Source organism: Streptomyces sp. NPDC048419 (assembly GCF_043200415.1).
GTDB lineage: Bacteria > Actinomycetota > Actinomycetes > Streptomycetales > Streptomycetaceae > Streptomyces.
Genome location: NZ_JBICXT010000014.1, coordinates 98,456 through 113,175, shown reverse-complemented (window position 1 = coordinate 113,175; position 14,720 = coordinate 98,456). Strand labels below are relative to the sequence as shown.

The window sequence follows — 14,720 nt, the reverse complement described above, 5'->3', positions numbered from 1 at the left end:
CCCCGAGCTCGTACGGAGCTCGGGGGCACCCCCATGTGGTGGGCTCTCAGCCGGTGTTGCGCAGGCCGGCCGCCACGCCGTTGACCGTCAGGAGCAGGGCGCGGGAGAGCAGCGGGTCGGGCTCCTCCCCGGCGGCCGCGGCGTCGCGCTGGCGCTTGAGGAGCGTCACCTGGAGGTAGGAGATCGGGTCCAGGTAGGCGTCGCGGATGGTGAAGGTCTGCTTCAGCACCGGGGCGGCGTCGAGGAGTTCGTCCTCCCCGGTCACCCTCAGCACCTCGCGCACGGTCAGCTCGTGCTCGGCCCTGATGGTCTCGAAGACGTGCTTGAGCTCGTCGGGGACGAGGGTGTCGACGTAGTGCGCGGCGATGCGCAGGTCGGTCTTGGCGAGCGTCATCTCGACGTTGGAGATGAAGTTGCGGAAGAAGTGCCACTGTTCGTGCATCTCGTCGAGCACGGTGTCCAGACCCGCCTCGCGCAACGCCTTCAGACCTGATCCCACGCCGAACCAGCCCGGGACGATCTGCCGGGACTGGGTCCAGCCGAAGACCCACGGGATGGCGCGCAGGCCGTCGAGCGAGACACCCGAGCCGGGGCGGCGGGAGGGCCGCGAGCCCAGGTGCAGGTCGGCGAGCTGGTCCACCGGCGTCGAGGCGAGGAAGTACGTCGGCAGGTCCGGGTCCTCCACCAGCTCGCGGTACGCGGCGTGCGCGGCGTCGGAGACGACGTCCATCGCCGCGTCCCAGCGGGCCAGCGCCTCGTCCGACTGGCGGGGGGCGGTGTGCAGGGCGGACGCCTGGAGCGTGGCCGCGACCGTGAGCTCCAGGTTCTCCCGGGCCAGCGACGGCACGAGGTACTTGTCGGAGATGACCTCGCCCTGCTCGGTGACCTTGATCTCGCCCTCCAGGGTACCCCAGGGCTGGGCGAGGATCGCGTCGTGGGAGGGGCCGCCGCCACGGCCGACGGTGCCGCCGCGGCCGTGGAAGAGGCGCAGCCGGACGCCGTAGCGGTGCGCGACGTCGCGCAGCCGGCGCTGGGCGCGGTGGATCTCCCACTGGGAGGTGGTGATGCCGCCGAACTTGGAGGAGTCGGAGTAGCCGAGCATGACCTCCTGCACGTCGCCCCGGAGCGCGACGAGGCGCCGGTAGGACGGGTCGGAGAGCATGTCCTCCAGGATCGTGTCGGCGGCCTTGAGTTCGTCGGTGGTCTCCAGCAGCGGCACGATGCCGATCTTCGCCCAGCCGGCGTGCAGGTCGAGCAGGCCCGCCTCGCGGGCGAGGACGGCCGCGGCGAACACGTCGTCGGCGCCCTGGCACATGGAGATGATGTACGACTCCACGACCTCGGGTCCGAAGACCTCCAGGGCCCGCTTGACGGTCTGGAAGACGCCGAGGGTCTTCTCACCGGCCGCGTCCACGGGCGGCGGGGTGGGCGCGAGCGGCCTGCGGGAGCGCAGCTCCTTGGCGAGGAGCTTGGCCCGGTACTCGCGGGGCATGTCGGCGTAGCGCCAGGACTCCTCGCCGAGGCGGTCGAAGAGCTGGCCGAGGGCGTGGTGGTGGGCGTCCGCGTGCTCGCGTACGTCCATGGTGGCGAGCTGGAGGCCGAAGGCGGCCAGGGTGCGGATGGTGCGGTTCATCCGGCCGTCGGCGAAGAGCCCGCCGCGGTGCTCCCGGAGGGAGCTCTGGATCAGGGTGAGGTCCTGCAGCAGTTCGTTCGTGCCGAGGTAGTCGCGGCCGGCCGCGTGCGGGATGCCCTTGGCCAGCCGCTGCTTGGTGTTCTCCAGCTTCTGCCGGATGCAGGTGGCCTTGAGCCGGTAGGGCTCCTCGGCGTTCAGGCGCTTGTAGCGGGGGCTGATCTCGGGCAGCCGCCCGAGGTCGTCCTGGAGGGAGTCCAGGAGTTCCTGGGTGGCGCCGGTGTAGCGGATGGAGTTCGACAGGAAGTGCCGCAGCTCGTCGATCAGGTCCAGGGCGTCGTTGATGCCGTGCTCGTGCTGGAGGATCAGGACGTCCCAGGTGACCTGGGGGGTGACGTTCGGGTTGCCGTCGCGGTCGCCGCCGATCCAGGTGCCGAAGGTGAGGGGGCGGGTGTCGTCGGGGAGCCTGACGCCGACGCGCTCGAGCTCGGCGGTCAGGTCCTCCAGGACGTCGCCGACGGCGCCGGCGTGCAGTTCGTCGAGGTAGTAGATGGCGTTGCGGGCCTCGTCGGCGGGCTCGGGGCGCACGACGCGCAGCTCGTCGGTCTGCCAGACGAGGTCGATGTTCTCGGCCAGTCGGGTGTCGTAGCGGCGGCGGTCGGCCTCGATGACCGGGGTCTCCAGGAGTGCCGCGATGCGCCGGAGCTTGTTGAGGACCGAACGGCGCGCGGCCTCGGTGGGGTGCGCCGTGAAGACGGGCCGGACGTTGAGGTGCCGGACCGTCTGGCGCAGGTGCTCAGGGTCGGCGTCCTTGAGCCGGTCGGCGGTGCGGGCGAGCAGCCCGCCCTCGGCCGCGCGACGCTCGCGCAGTTCAATGCCGCGGTGCACCTGCTCGGTGACGTTGGCCAGGTGGAAGTAGGTGGAGAAGGCGCGGACCAGCTTGGCCGCGGTCTGCAGTTCGGTGCCGCGCAGCAGTTCGGCGGCGGCCTCCCCGTCCTCGCGGGTGAGACGGCGGACCTTCTCGACCAGGTCGAGGAGCTCGGGGCCCTCCTGCCGGACAAGGGTCTCACCGAGGAGATCTCCGAGCCGGCGGATGTCGGCGCGCAGCTCGCTGGTCGTCGTGGTCTGGTCGTCGGCACTGCTCACAGGTGCGGCTCCTTGCAGTGTTGAAGCTCGTCCAGGGGGGAACCCGGACGCCGGGGGCCGCGCGGCCATCGCCGCATACGGCCCTGACATCCGGGAAGGAATCAGAGCGGACCGCGCTGTCCGACCGACTCCAAGGATAGGTGTCCATGCGGACGCGCAGTATTTCGGGCTCTTGCCGCCGGGCGACTCGCTGCCATACTTACGACGCCGTAGGTTACGGAACCGTAGGGACCGCTGTAACGGAACCTGGGCACGGTACCCACAGCCGACCCGGCACCCGCCTCAACCCTCGACCCCACAGGGGACGCCCATGACCACGAGCTCCGATGTGATCGACGACGCCCCGAAGGCGACCGACACCCTCAAGTCCTCCGCCACCCTGGGCGGCGAGAAGAAGCGGTCGATCGAGCAGATCGCCCTGCTGCTGTTCATCGTCGTCCCGTTCCTGGCACTCGTCGCCGCGGTACCGCTGGCCTGGGGCTGGGGCGTGAGCTGGCTGGACATCGGCCTGCTGGTCCTCTTCTACTACATCGGCTGCCACGGCATCACGATCGGCTTCCACCGCTACTTCACGCATGGCTCGTTCAAGGCGAAGCGGCCGCTCAGGATCGCCCTGGCGATCGCGGGCTCGCTGGCCGTGGAGGGCCCGATCGTGCGCTGGGTGGCCGACCACCGCAAGCACCACAAGTTCTCCGACGCGGAGGGCGACCCGCACTCTCCGTGGCGATTCGGTGAGACCCTGCCGGCCCTGATGAAGGGCCTGTGGTGGGCGCACATCGGCTGGATGTTCAACGAGGAGCAGACGCCGCAGGAGAAGTACGCCCCGGATCTGGTCAAGGACCCGGCGATCCGCGCGATCTCCCGGCAGTTCGTCTACTGGACGATCCTCTCGCTCGCCCTGCCCGCCGTGATCGGCGGTCTGGTCACCTGGTCCTGGTGGGGCGCCGTCACGGGGTTCTTCTGGGGCTCGCTCGTCCGGGTGGCGCTGCTGCACCACGTGACCTGGTCGATCAACTCGATCTGCCACGCGGTCGGCAAGCGCCCCTTCAAGTCGCGCGACCGCTCGGGCAACGTGTGGTGGCTGGCCGTGCTCTCCTGCGGCGAGTCCTGGCACAACCTGCACCACGCCGACCCGACCTCCGCGCGGCACGGTGTGGAGCGCGGGCAGCTGGACTCCTCGGCGCGCATCATCCGCTGGTGCGAGCAGCTCGGCTGGGCGTACGACGTGCGCTGGCCGTCACGCTCACGTATCGATTCGCGCCGTAACTCCGGCGAAGACGGCTCCGGGCGCCGGAAGGAGACGGCCGAGGCGGCATGATTGACGCCGTGGCGACCGATCCGAGCAGCACCCCGAGCAATGAGAAGCCGCGGCGGGCGCGCCGCACCCGGATGACGGGGGCCGAGCGCCGCCAGCAGCTGCTCGAGATCGGCCGCACCCTGTTCGCCGCCAAGGGCTTCGAGGGCACCTCGGTGGAGGAGATCGCGGCCAAGGCCGGGGTCTCCAAGCCGGTGGTCTACGAGCACTTCGGCGGCAAGGAGGGGCTGTACGCGGTGGTGGTGGACCGCGAGATGCGGCGCCTGCTGGACATGGTGACCGGCTCGCTGACGGCCGGCCATCCCCGTGAGCTGTGCGAGCAGGCGGCCTTCGCGCTCCTGGACTACATCGAGGAGTACACGGACGGCTTCCGCATCCTGGTCCGTGACTCGCCCATCCCGCAGTCGACCGGTTCCTTCGCCTCGCTGATCTCGGACATCGCGACCCAGGTGGAGGACATCCTGGGCCGCGAGTTCAAGAACCGCGGCTTCGACTCAAAGCTCGCCCCGCTGTACGCCCAGGCGCTGGTCGGCATGGTCGCGCTGACCGGCCAGTGGTGGCTGGACGTCCGCCGCCCGAAGAAGGCGGAGGTCGCCGCACACCTGGTGAACCTGGCCTGGCACGGACTGGACGGGCTGGAGGCGAAGCCGCACCTGATAGGGCGCCGGAAGTACTGACTCCGGCGCCCTGGGTGGTGCTGCGCTCAGTGCTTGAAGGTGTCCTTGCCCTTCTCCTTGGCCTGGCGTGCGTCGCCCTTCATCTGGTCGGCCTTGCCCTCGGCGGTCATCCGCTCGTTGCCGGCCATCCGGCCCATCGCTTCCTTGGCCTTGCCCTTCATCTGTTCCTTCTTGGCCCTGCTCTTTTCTTCCTTCGCCACGTCACTCACTCCCCGTGAGGTTCGACGTCGGTCGGTCACCTCGACGGGTTGCCCGCCGGCCGCCGCTCAAACAGCGGTCAGCGGCGCTCCAGGAATTCCAGCCGGTTTCCCACCGGGTCGCTGGAGTAGAACCGCCGGTACCCCGGCAGGTTCTCGTCCCACTCCACCTGCGCCCCGTGCGCCCTGAGCCGGGCGCCGTAGCGCTCGATGCCGGTGACGCGCAGCCCCGGGTGGGCCTTTTTCGCGGGCCGGAAGCCGTCCTCGATCCCGAGGTGCAGCTGGACGGCGCCCGCCTGGAACCAGCACCCTCCCCGCGCCGCGAGCACATGCGGCTTGGGGATCTCGGTCATCCCGAGCACGTCGACGTAGTACGCCCGCAGCCGGTCCTCGGAACCGGGCGGCGCGGCCAGCTGGACATGGTCGACGGCGGTGATCACTCGGCTACGCCTCCTTGCGGGCGACGGCGAAGATACGGCGGAAGGGGAAAGCAGTGCCGTGCCCGGTGGCGGGATAGGCCTCGCGCAGCGCCGCCCGGTACTCACCGAGGAACTCTTCCCGGGCCGCCGGGTCGTCGGCGAGGGCGGTGAGGACGGGGCGCAGGCCGGTCCCCTTCACCCAGTCCAGCACCGGGTCCTCGCCGGGCAGCAGGTGCACGTAGGTCGTCTCCCACACGTCCGCCGTGCAGCCGAGGGCGGTCAGGCGCTCTAGGTAGGCCTCCGGCGCGAGGACGGCGTCCCCGTGGCGCAGCAGGCCGCCGAGGCGGTCCTTCCAGCGGGCGGACTCGGCGAGTTCGCGCATCAGCCGGTGGCTGGGGGCGCCGAAGTTGCCGGGCACCTGGAAGGCGAAGGTGCCGCCGGGCGCCAGGCCCGCGACCCACTCCCCGAACCGCTCGGCGTGCCCGGGGACCCACTGCAGGGTGGCGTTGCTGACGATGAGGCCGTACGGCTGCCCGGGCGTCCAGGTGCGTACGTCGGCGGGGGCGAAGTCGAGGCGTCCGCCGCCGGGGGTCGGTCCGGCGTGGTCGGTGTCGGCCTTGTCCAGCATCTCGGGCGAGTTGTCGTACCCGGTGATGTGCGCGGTGGGCCAGCGTTCGGCGAGGAGGACGGTGACGTTGCCGGGGCCGCAGCCGAGGTCGGCGATGCGGGGCGGGCCGGCGGGCAGGCGCGGGACGCGGGCGAGGAGGTCGGCGAAGGGGCGGGCGCGGTGGCCGGCGTGACGCAGGTACTGGGTGGGGTCCCAGGTGGGGGCGACGGGCATGGGGGCCTCCTCGGCGTACTGGACTGGTACCCAGCCTCACCCCGCATTTACCTCGATATCAAGAGACTTGATATCAAGAGACTTCACGTCGACACAACCACTACACTGATCGCCATGGAGGACGAGGTCGATCGGCTGGTCGCAGCGTGGCGCCGGGAGCGCCCTGACCTCGATGTGGAACCGCTCGAGGTACTCAGCCGGGTGAGCAGACTGGCCCGGCATCTGGACCGGGCACGCCGGCTGGCCTTCGCCGAGCACAGCCTGGAGCCCTGGGAGTTCGACGTGCTGACGGCGCTCAGGCGCGCGGGCACGCCGTACCAGCTCTCGCCGGGGCAGTTGCTGACGCAGACATTGGTCACGTCGGGCACGATGACGAACCGCATCGACCGCCTGGCGAAGAAGGGCCTGGTCGAGCGGCTGCCCGACCCCAGCGACCGGCGCGGGGTCCTGGTGCGGCTGACGGACGAGGGCCGGGACAGGGCTGATCAGGCCCTGGCCGGCCTGCTCGACCAGGAGCGGGCGATCCTCGCCGAGCTCTCGCGGGCCCAGCGCGGTGAACTGGCCGGTCTGCTGCGCCAGCTGACCGCGCCGTTCGACAACATCCCCGGCTGAGCGACCGCCGGGGTCACGGGCTCGGCCGTGCCGATCAGGCGCTGCTGCTCTCCTGCGGCATGATCCGCCCGACAGGACCCAGGTCGACGGGTCCGACCCCGGCCCGGCGGGCGAGCGCGACGGCGGCGAGGGTCGAGTGGACCCCCAGCTTCCCGAGGACGTTCTGCATGTGCGTGCGCACGGTGTGGGGCGAGAGGAACAGCCGCTCGGCGACGGCCTTTCTGCCGAGTCCCGCGACCATGCAGCGCAGCACCTCGCGTTCCCTCGGGGTGAGCGACTCCACCAGCCGCTCACTCTCGGTGCGGTGCTTGCGGGCGGCGGTCAGCTCCCGCAGGACACCCGTCAGCAGGGCCGGCGGCAGATGCGTCTCGTCGCGCAGCACGCCCCGGATGACGTTGAGCAGCCGGGACAGCGAGCAGTCCTTGGCCACCCAGCCGGAGGCCCCGGCCTGCAGGGCGAGGGCGGCGCGGCGCGGATCGTCCTTCTCGGCCAGCACGACGATCCGGACGCCCTGCTGCGCGGTGCGCACACCGGCCACCAGCGAGATCCCGTCGACGAGCCCGTCCTCGTTGTTCTCCTGCACGGGCACGGCCGGCCGTATGCCCGGTACGTTGCCGCCCAGGTCGGAGTCGACGAGCAGGACGTCGAACCGGCGTCCCTCGGCCGCCGCGCGCTCCAGGCTACGCAGCGCGGCGGGACCACTTCCGGCCGCGGACACGTCCACGTCGGGCTCGGCCGCAAGAGCTGCGGCGAGCGATTCGGCGAAGATGCGATGGTCGTCCACGACCAGGACTCGGATGCGAACCACGAAACCCCCTTCCCCAAAGCTCTCTGAAGAGCAGGGGATACCCCATCGGAAGGAGACCACACGGGCGCAGGCACGGCGCCCGAAGTGACCCCAGACCGTCGGTGACCGCCTGGGACCGGATCTGCACACCGCACGGCCGCCGCCGTGCGGAATCTGCTACCCCCACTTCGGGCGTCGTACCCGACTGTCTCGCCCCCTGATCGGCACCGGCCCCCACCGGTGCTGTTCATCAGGGTACGGCCGGGGGCCAGGAGCGGAAGGTAATTTGCAGAACTGGCTGGCCGTCGCGTTTATCGTGAGCCACATGTTTCGTCTGGAGACAGAAGTCGACAAGACCCGGTGCGATCTTCTCCGAAGGCGGTTGCTGGAGACGAACACGGCGGCCTCGCCCGTCCTGCGCGCCCTGCGCGGAACCCCAGGTGAACGCGAAGTTCCGCTCCACCTCTGGGTGTTGGACGAAGACGGCGCTCTCGCGGCCGGGCTGGTCGGTCACACCTGGACGACGTGGCTGCACGTGGCCTATCTGTGGGTGGACGAGCGCCACCGGGGCGCCGGTCTCGGTGCGCGGCTGCTCGCGGAGGCGGAACAGCGCGCGCTCAGGGAGCGCGGCTGCACCTCGTGCCGGCTGGAGACCTGGGACTTCCAGGCGCCGGGGTTCTACAAGAAGCAGGGGTACGACGTGGTGTGCGTGATCCCCGACTATCCGCCGGGGATCACCGAGTACACCCTGACCAAGCGGCTCAGCTGAGCCTGCGCGCGCCCGCCGACGGCACGGCCTCGAAGACCCGCGGGGCCTTGAAGCCGGCCACGGCGAAGGCCTCTTCGACGGCCTTGGTGATCGTGTCCACGTCGGACACCTCGGCCAGCACGATGGCCGAGCCGCCGAAGCCGCCGCCGGTCATCCGGGCGCCGAGGGCGCCGGAGGCCAGGGCGGTGTCGACGACCAGGTCCAGCTCCGGGCAGGAGATGCGGAAGTCGTCGCGCAGCGAGGCGTGGCCGGCCACCAGGACCGGCCCGATCGCCCGGGTCTCGCCGGCCTGCAGCAGCGCGACGGTCTTCTCCACCCGCTGGTCCTCGGTGACGATGTGCCGGACCAGACGGACCGCCTCCTCGTCGTCGCCCAGTCGCGCGAGCGCCGCGTCCAGCCCGTCGTAGGGGACGTCCCGCAGCGCGTCGACGCCCAGCAGCGCCGCACCCCGCTCGCAGCCCGCCCGGCGCTTGCCGTACTCGCCGTCGCTGTGGGCGTGCTTGACGCGGGTGTCCACCACCAGCAGCCGCAGGCCCTCCGCGGCCAGGTCGAACGGGATCTGCCGCTGCGACAGGTCCCGGGTGTCCAGGAACAGGGCGTGGCCCTGCTCGCAGCAGGCGGAGGCCGTCTGGTCCATGATCCCGGTGGGGGCGCCGACGTAGACGTTCTCGGCGCGCTGGCACAGGCGGGCCAGCTTCCAGCGCGGCAGGTCCAGGGCGAACAGGTCGTCCAGCGCCAGCGCGATCACGACCTCCAGGGCCGCCGAGGACGACAGGCCCGCACCGGACGGGACCGTCGAGGCGAGGTGGACGTCGGCGCCGGTGACCGGGTGGCCGGCCTCGCGCAGGGCCCAGACGACTCCCGCCGGGTACGCCGTCCAGTTGTCGTCGCTCTCCGGCGCGAGGTCCTCCACACGCAGCTGGACGACCCCGCCCTCGACGTCCGCCGAGTGCAGGCGCAGCACGCCGTCCTCGCGCCGCGAGACGGCCGCGACCGCCGTGTGCGGCAGCGCGAAGGGCATCACGAAGCCGTCGTTGTAGTCGGTGTGCTCACCGATGAGGTTGACCCGTCCCGGCGCCGACCAGACCCCCTCGGGGGCGGTCCCGTACAGCTCCTCGAAACCGTCCCGCACCTGCTGTGCCCCCACTAGTGCTCCCTTGCGATGCTCTGCGCGAACTCCCAGGCGTCCGCGACGATTTCGGCGAGATCCGCACGGGAGGGGTTCCAGCCCAGCCTCTCGCGGGCGGTGGCGGCCGACGCCACCAGGGCCGCCGGGTCGCCGCCCCGGCGCGGGGCCACGACCTCCGGGATCGGGTGGCCGGTGACCCGGCGGACGGTCTCGACGACCTCGCGGACCGAGAAGCCGTTGCCGTTGCCCAGGTTGCAGATGAGGTGCTCGCCCGGGGTGGCGGCCTTCAGCGCGAGCAGATGGGCCTCGGCGAGGTCCGCGACATGGATGTAGTCGCGCACGCAGGTGCCGTCCGGCGTCGGGTAGTCGTCGCCGAAGACGGAGATCGCCTCGCGCCGGCCCTGGGCCACCTGGAGCACCAGCGGGATCAGGTGCGACTCGGGGTCGTGGCGCTCGCCCTGCCTTCCGTACGCGCCCGCCACGTTGAAGTAGCGCAGCGAGACCGCGCCCAGGCCGTGCGCCGCCGCCTCGCCGGTGATCATGTGGTCCACCGCGAGCTTCGAGGCGCCGTAGGGATTGGTCGGCGACGTGGGCGCCGACTCGGTGATCGGGACCTCCTCCGGCTCGCCGTAGGTGGCCGCCGTGGAGGAGAAGACGAGGGTGCGCACGCCCGCTTCGCGCATCGCGCCGAGCAGCGCCATGGTGCCGGCGACGTTGTTGTCCCAGTACTTCTCGGGCTTCACGACCGACTCGCCGACCTGCGAGAACGCGGCGAAGTGCAGGACCGCGTCGAAGGAGGCGTCCAGCCACTTGGCGGCGTCGCGGATGTCACCCTCGATGAAGGCGGCACCGGCCGGGACCCCCTCCCGGAAGCCGGTGGAGAGGTTGTCGAGCACGACGACCTCGTGGCCCGCCTCCAGCAGATGCCGGGCGACCACGCTGCCGACGTAACCCGCTCCGCCCGTCACCAGGTACTTACCGCTCATCAACTCGCTACCTCTCGCAGTCGCTCGGCCGCGCGCTCCGGCGGCACGTCGTTGATGAACACACTCATGCCGGATTCGGAACCCGCGAGGAACTTCAGCTTGCCGGAGGTTCGGCGGATGGTGAAAAGCTCGAGGTGGAGCGCGAAGTCGTCGCGGTTGACGCCCTCGAAGTCCTCCAGCGCGCCGAACGGGGCCTGGTGCCAGGCCGAGATGTAGGGCGTGGGCGGTTCACCGCCCCCTTCTTTCCCACCGTCCCGCCCATCGAAGATCCGGTCGAAGCGCCTCAACAGTTCCAGGTAGACCTTGGGGAACTCTGTGCGCGCCGCCTCGTCGAGCGCCAGCAGGTCCGGCACCCGGCGCCTGGGGTACAGGTGCACCTCGTACGGCCAGTGCGCGGCGTACGGCACGAAGGCCACCCAGTGTTCACCCTCCAGGACGACCCGCTCGCCGGCGAGTTCACGCTCCAGGACGGTGTCGAAGAGGTTCTCGCCGCCGGTCGCCTCCTTGTGGGCCGCGAGCGAACGCAGCATCAGGGCGGTGCGGGGCGTGGTGAAGGGGTAGGCGTAGATCTGGCCGTGCGGATGACCCAGCGTCACGCCGATCTCCGCGCCCCGGTTCTCGAAACAGAAGACCTGCTCCACGGAGGCCAGATGCGACAGCTCGGACGTCCGGTCCGTCCACGCCTCCAGCACCAGGGCCGCCTGCTCCTCGGTCAGGTCGGCGAAGGACGCGTTGTGGTCGGAGGTGAAGCAGACCACCTCGCAGCGGCCCGAGTCGCCGGCCAGGGAGGGGAAGCGGTTCTCGAAGACCACCACGTCGTACGACGAGTCCGGGATCTCGCTCAGCCTGCCGTCCCGGGACGGGCACAGCGGGCACTCGTCGGCCGGGGGGTGGTAGGTGCGGCCCTGCCGGTGCGAGGCCACGGCGATGGCGTCGCCGAGCAGCGGGTCGCGGCGGATCTCGGAGGTGGTGACGGTCCGCTCCAGCGGGCGCCGGTCCACCGCGTCGCGCACCTGGTCGTCGCGCAGGTCGTAGTAGATCAGTTCGCGACCGTCGGCCAGGCGGGTCGAGGTCTTCTTCACTGCGGACTCCCTATTCGAGCCACCCAATCATCAAACATAACCGAACACATTGGAACACGGGCACCCACACCCGTCAACATCACAATCCAACAAAGAGCATCAACAGAAGTGTTCAATTCCTGAACACGCAGGCGTAGGTTCCGCTCTGGATCACTTCACGCAACGAAGCGAGTTTTCATGCAAACCCCCACACATCCAGCCATGCAGCTGGCCGCCGAGCTACGTCTCCCCACCAACGGGCTCGACTACACGATCCTCGGCATCTACTTCGCCGTGGTCCTGGGCATCGGTTTCGCGGCCCGCAGATCCGTGAAGACCAGTCTCGACTTCTTCCTCTCCGGGCGCTCACTCCCTGCCTGGATCACCGGTCTCGCCTTCATCTCGGCCAACCTGGCCGCGACCGAGATCCTGGGCATGGCCGCGAACAGCGCGCAGTACGGCGCCTACACCGTGCACTGGTACTGGATCGGCGCCATCCCGGCCATGGTCTTCCTCGGCCTGGTCATGATGCCCTTCTACTACGGAAGCAAGGTGCGCTCGGTCCCCGAGATGCTGCTGCTGCGCTTCGACAAGTGGGCACACCTGCTGAGTTCAATCCTGTTCGCCTTCGCGGCGATTCTGATCGCCGGTGTGAACCTGTACGCCCTCGCCATCGTGGTCGAGGCCCTGCTGGGCTGGCCGCAGTGGGTGGCGATCGTGGTCGCGGGCGCCTTCGTGCTGGCGTACATCACGCTCGGCGGCCTCTCCTCCGCGATCTACAACGAGGTGCTGCAGTTCTTCGTGATCCTCGCGGCGCTCATCCCCCTCGTGGTGCTGGGTCTGAAGAAGGTCGGCGGCTGGGGCGGTCTGACCGACAAGCTCACCGCGACGCACGGGGCGAACTTCACCACCGCGTGGGGCGGCACCGGCATCGGCAGCAGCAACCCGCTCGGCGCCAACTGGCTGACGATCGTGCTCGGTCTGGGCTTCGTGCTGTCCTTCGGCTACTGGACCACCAACTTCGCCGAGGTCCAGCGCGCCCTGTCCGCGAAGAACCTCTCCGCCGGCCAGCGCACGCCGCTGATCGCCGCGTACCCGAAGATCTTCATCGTCTTCCTGGTGATGATCCCGGGCCTGGTCGCCGCCGCGCTCGTGCCGGGCTTCGGCACCGCCAAGTCCGGTTACCAGTACAACGACGCCATCCCCTACCTGATGCAGGAGCTGCTGCCCAACGGCGTCCTCGGCATCGCGGTGACCGGTCTGCTGGCCGCGTTCATGGCGGGCATGGCGGCCAACGTGTCGTCCTTCAACACGGTGTTCACCAACGACATCTGGGGCCGGTACATCGTCAAGGGCCGCGAGGACGCGTACTACGTCCGCTTCGGCCGCCTGATCACGGTGATCGGCGTCTTCGCCTCGGTCGGCACGGCCTTCCTGGCGTCGTCGTTCTCGAACATCATGAGCTACCTCCAGACGCTGTTCTCCTTCTTCAACGTGCCGATGTTCGTGGTCTTCATCGTCGGCATGTTCTGGAAGCGCGCGTCCGTGAAGTCCGGCTTCTGGGGCCTGCTCGCGGGCACCGTGGCCGCGATGGTGAACTACTTCGTGATCTACAAGCAGGGCATCATCGACATCCCCTCCGACCAGGGCGCCAACTTCGTCTCCGCGATCGTCGGCTTCGTCGCCGGCGCGGTCGTGATGTTCGTCGTGTCCCTGTTCACCGCGCCGAAGCCGGCCGAGGAGTTGCAGGGCCTCGTCTACGGCACCCGCTCGCCCGGCATGGACGAGCCGCCCGCCGAGGGCGACGACGCCTGGTACCGCAGGCCTGCCCTGCTGGGCTGGGGCGCGGTCGTCATCGCCGCCGCCTGCTACATCCCGTTCTCGATCTGACGGCTTGCGACTGAGGAGTTCGAACCACCATGACCGATCAGTCCGGAAACCCCGGATCCTCCGGATACTCCGAGAAGGACGTCCACCGCGAGGTCACCGAGCTGCAGGAGCAGTCCGCGACCGCGGCCCGCATCTTCGACCTCCGCCGCATCATCGGCGGCCTGTTCGTGCTGTACGGGATCATCGTCACCATCACCGGCATCACCGACGGCCAGGCCGCGATCGACAAGGCCCAGGGCGTCAACATCAACCTGTGGACCGGCATCGCCATGCTGATCCTCGGGATCTTCTTCCTCGCCTGGCTGAAGCTGCGGCCGACGCCGCCCCCGACTCCCGGCACCGCGCCGGAAGCGGACGACGAGCCGGCCGCACCGGCCGAATGACGCCCACGGGGCCGGAGGCTACGAAGCCTGCGGCCCCGGTTCCGTCTGAGCCGGGGGCGAGTGCGGCACCGGACCGGCTCTGTCCAGCAGACCCGTCCGGGCCGCCAGGGCCGCCGCCTCCAGCCGCGAGCCGACGCCCAGCTTCATCAGCACCCGCTGGACATGGGTACGGGCGGTGGAGGGGGCGATGCCCATGCCGGCCGCGATCAGCCGGGTGTCCTCGCCGTCGGCTACCCGGACCAGGACCTCCACCTCCCGCGGGGTGAGCATCTGGAGCAGGCGCTGGCCCTCGTCGTCGGGCTGGGCCGCGGGGTTGAGGAGTTCGCTGAAGGCCCCCTGGAGCAGCTGCGGCGCCACCGCCGCCTCACCCGCCCGCGCCTTCATGATGGCGCGCTCGACCCCCTCTATGCGCTCGTCGTGGCGTACGTAGCCCGAGGCGCCCGAGGCGAAGGCCGCCGCGATGCCGCGCGGGCTCGGTACCGGGCCCAGCACCAGCACCGCCACCTGCGGCCGCTCCCGTTTGATCTTCACCACCGGGTCGAAGATGCCCGGCTCGGCCGGTGTCGCCGTACCCAGCAGGCACACCTCCGGTGCGCGCGTGATCACCAGCTCCGCCGCCCCCGCGGCGGGCGCCGCCGCGGCCAGCACCCGGTGCCCCCGCAGCTTCAGCGCCGAGGCCAGTGCCTCGGCGAGCAGGCGGTGGTCGTCGACCACCATCAGCCGCACTCCCATCGAGCAACCCCCCAGTCCCCCCAATGGATCACCATGGAATGCCCACTATGGATGCCCACCGGTCCGCGCGGAGAGAAGCCCCCTCCCGGCTCCCCCGCTCTTCATGCCCCCGGAAGCTACACGCTTGTTCGACGAAGCGCTCCCCC

General features: G+C 70.3%; 15 protein-coding genes. 6 read left to right on the top strand and 9 right to left on the bottom strand.

What is annotated here, in order from left to right; translation table 11 throughout:
- Positions 1 to 46: 46 nt before the first annotated feature.
- Positions 47 to 2,776 (bottom strand): phosphoenolpyruvate carboxylase, encoded by a 2,730-nt coding sequence (gene ppc, locus ACGFYN_RS27490; protein WP_393868547.1) that lies wholly within the window; start codon positions 2,774 to 2,776, stop codon positions 47 to 49.
- A 310-nt stretch (positions 2,777 to 3,086) separates the two neighbouring features.
- On the opposite strand from ppc, the gene ACGFYN_RS27485 reads away from it, so the two are divergent.
- Together ACGFYN_RS27485 and ACGFYN_RS27480 are read left to right on the top strand one after the other, a co-directional pair.
- Positions 3,087 to 4,094 carry an acyl-CoA desaturase gene (locus tag ACGFYN_RS27485; RefSeq protein WP_393868546.1) on the top strand — a complete coding sequence of 336 codons (1,008 nt, stop codon included), beginning with the start codon at positions 3,087 to 3,089 and terminating at the stop codon, positions 4,092 to 4,094.
- Complete coding sequence (locus ACGFYN_RS27480) at positions 4,091 to 4,768, top strand: TetR family transcriptional regulator (RefSeq protein WP_393868545.1); 678 nt, start codon at positions 4,091 to 4,093, stop codon at positions 4,766 to 4,768. Before ACGFYN_RS27485 ends, ACGFYN_RS27480 begins: the two co-directional genes overlap by 4 nt.
- A 26-nt stretch (positions 4,769 to 4,794) precedes the next feature.
- Here ACGFYN_RS27480 and ACGFYN_RS27475 read toward each other — a convergent pair whose 3' ends face one another.
- From ACGFYN_RS27475 to ACGFYN_RS27465, 3 genes are all read right to left on the bottom strand, one after another.
- Positions 4,795 to 4,968, bottom strand: a complete 174-nt coding sequence (locus ACGFYN_RS27475; protein WP_393868544.1) for a CsbD family protein — start codon at positions 4,966 to 4,968, stop codon at positions 4,795 to 4,797.
- Positions 4,969 to 5,045: 77 nt separating this feature from the next.
- On the bottom strand, positions 5,046 to 5,405 hold the full coding sequence (locus tag ACGFYN_RS27470; protein ID WP_393868543.1) for a VOC family protein: 360 nt from the start codon (positions 5,403 to 5,405) through the stop codon (positions 5,046 to 5,048).
- A gap of 4 nt (positions 5,406 to 5,409) precedes the next feature.
- Positions 5,410 to 6,225 (bottom strand): trans-aconitate 2-methyltransferase, encoded by an 816-nt coding sequence (locus tag ACGFYN_RS27465; RefSeq protein WP_393868542.1) that lies wholly within the window; start codon positions 6,223 to 6,225, stop codon positions 5,410 to 5,412.
- Between the two features lie 114 nt (positions 6,226 to 6,339).
- On the opposite strand from ACGFYN_RS27465, the gene tamR reads away from it, so the two are divergent.
- Positions 6,340 to 6,837, top strand: a complete 498-nt coding sequence (gene tamR, locus ACGFYN_RS27460; RefSeq protein WP_030941878.1) for a MarR family transcriptional regulator TamR — start codon at positions 6,340 to 6,342, stop codon at positions 6,835 to 6,837.
- A 34-nt stretch (positions 6,838 to 6,871) separates the two neighbouring features.
- Here tamR and ACGFYN_RS27455 read toward each other — a convergent pair whose 3' ends face one another.
- Entirely contained in the window at positions 6,872 to 7,645 is a 774-nt protein-coding gene (locus ACGFYN_RS27455) for a LuxR C-terminal-related transcriptional regulator (protein ID WP_393868541.1), read from the bottom strand.
- A 304-nt stretch (positions 7,646 to 7,949) separates the two neighbouring features.
- Between ACGFYN_RS27455 and ACGFYN_RS27450 the strand changes: the two genes are divergently transcribed.
- Entirely contained in the window at positions 7,950 to 8,393 is a 444-nt protein-coding gene (locus ACGFYN_RS27450) for a GNAT family N-acetyltransferase (RefSeq protein WP_393868540.1), read from the top strand.
- Here ACGFYN_RS27450 and galK read toward each other — a convergent pair.
- From galK to galT, 3 genes are read right to left on the bottom strand one after another with little or no spacing between them, the layout of a single operon-like run.
- The gene (gene galK, locus ACGFYN_RS27445) at positions 8,386 to 9,540 is read right to left on the bottom strand and encodes a galactokinase (protein ID WP_393868539.1); all 1,155 of its coding nucleotides are present in this window, start codon (positions 9,538 to 9,540) and stop codon (positions 8,386 to 8,388) included. The genes ACGFYN_RS27450 and galK overlap by 8 nt on opposite strands.
- Positions 9,540 to 10,508 carry a UDP-glucose 4-epimerase GalE gene (gene galE / locus ACGFYN_RS27440; protein ID WP_393868538.1) on the bottom strand — a complete coding sequence of 323 codons (969 nt, stop codon included), beginning with the start codon at positions 10,506 to 10,508 and terminating at the stop codon, positions 9,540 to 9,542. Before galE ends, galK begins: the two co-directional genes overlap by 1 nt.
- Positions 10,508 to 11,590 (bottom strand): galactose-1-phosphate uridylyltransferase, encoded by a 1,083-nt coding sequence (gene galT / locus ACGFYN_RS27435; RefSeq protein ID WP_393868537.1) that lies wholly within the window; start codon positions 11,588 to 11,590, stop codon positions 10,508 to 10,510. Before galT ends, galE begins: the two co-directional genes overlap by 1 nt.
- Before the next feature lie 177 nt (positions 11,591 to 11,767).
- On the opposite strand from galT, the gene ACGFYN_RS27430 reads away from it, so the two are divergent.
- A complete protein-coding gene (locus ACGFYN_RS27430; protein ID WP_393868536.1) occupies positions 11,768 to 13,459 on the top strand; it encodes a sodium:solute symporter family protein in 1,692 nt (563 codons plus the stop codon).
- 29 nt (positions 13,460 to 13,488) lie between these two features.
- A complete protein-coding gene (locus tag ACGFYN_RS27425; RefSeq protein ID WP_393868535.1) occupies positions 13,489 to 13,842 on the top strand; it encodes a hypothetical protein in 354 nt (117 codons plus the stop codon).
- Positions 13,843 to 13,860: 18 nt separating this feature from the next.
- Here ACGFYN_RS27425 and ACGFYN_RS27420 read toward each other — a convergent pair whose 3' ends face one another.
- Complete coding sequence (locus ACGFYN_RS27420; RefSeq protein WP_393868534.1) at positions 13,861 to 14,574, bottom strand: LuxR C-terminal-related transcriptional regulator; 714 nt, start codon at positions 14,572 to 14,574, stop codon at positions 13,861 to 13,863.
- Between the last annotated feature and the right edge of the window lie 146 nt (positions 14,575 to 14,720).

Coding starts and splice junctions, on each gene's coding strand:
- ACGFYN_RS27485 (WP_393868546.1), top strand. CDS start 3,087: ATGACCACGAGCTCCGATGTGATCGACGACGCCCCGAAGGCGACCGAC.
- ACGFYN_RS27480 (WP_393868545.1), top strand. CDS start 4,091: ATGATTGACGCCGTGGCGACCGATCCGAGCAGCACCCCGAGCAATGAG.
- ACGFYN_RS27465 (WP_393868542.1), bottom strand. CDS start 6,225: ATGCCCGTCGCCCCCACCTGGGACCCCACCCAGTACCTGCGTCACGCC.
- tamR (WP_030941878.1), top strand. CDS start 6,340: ATGGAGGACGAGGTCGATCGGCTGGTCGCAGCGTGGCGCCGGGAGCGC.
- ACGFYN_RS27450 (WP_393868540.1), top strand. CDS start 7,950: ATGTTTCGTCTGGAGACAGAAGTCGACAAGACCCGGTGCGATCTTCTC.
- galE (WP_393868538.1), bottom strand. CDS start 10,508: ATGAGCGGTAAGTACCTGGTGACGGGCGGAGCGGGTTACGTCGGCAGC.
- ACGFYN_RS27430 (WP_393868536.1), top strand. CDS start 11,768: ATGCAAACCCCCACACATCCAGCCATGCAGCTGGCCGCCGAGCTACGT.
- ACGFYN_RS27425 (WP_393868535.1), top strand. CDS start 13,489: ATGACCGATCAGTCCGGAAACCCCGGATCCTCCGGATACTCCGAGAAG.
- ACGFYN_RS27420 (WP_393868534.1), bottom strand. CDS start 14,574: ATGGGAGTGCGGCTGATGGTGGTCGACGACCACCGCCTGCTCGCCGAG.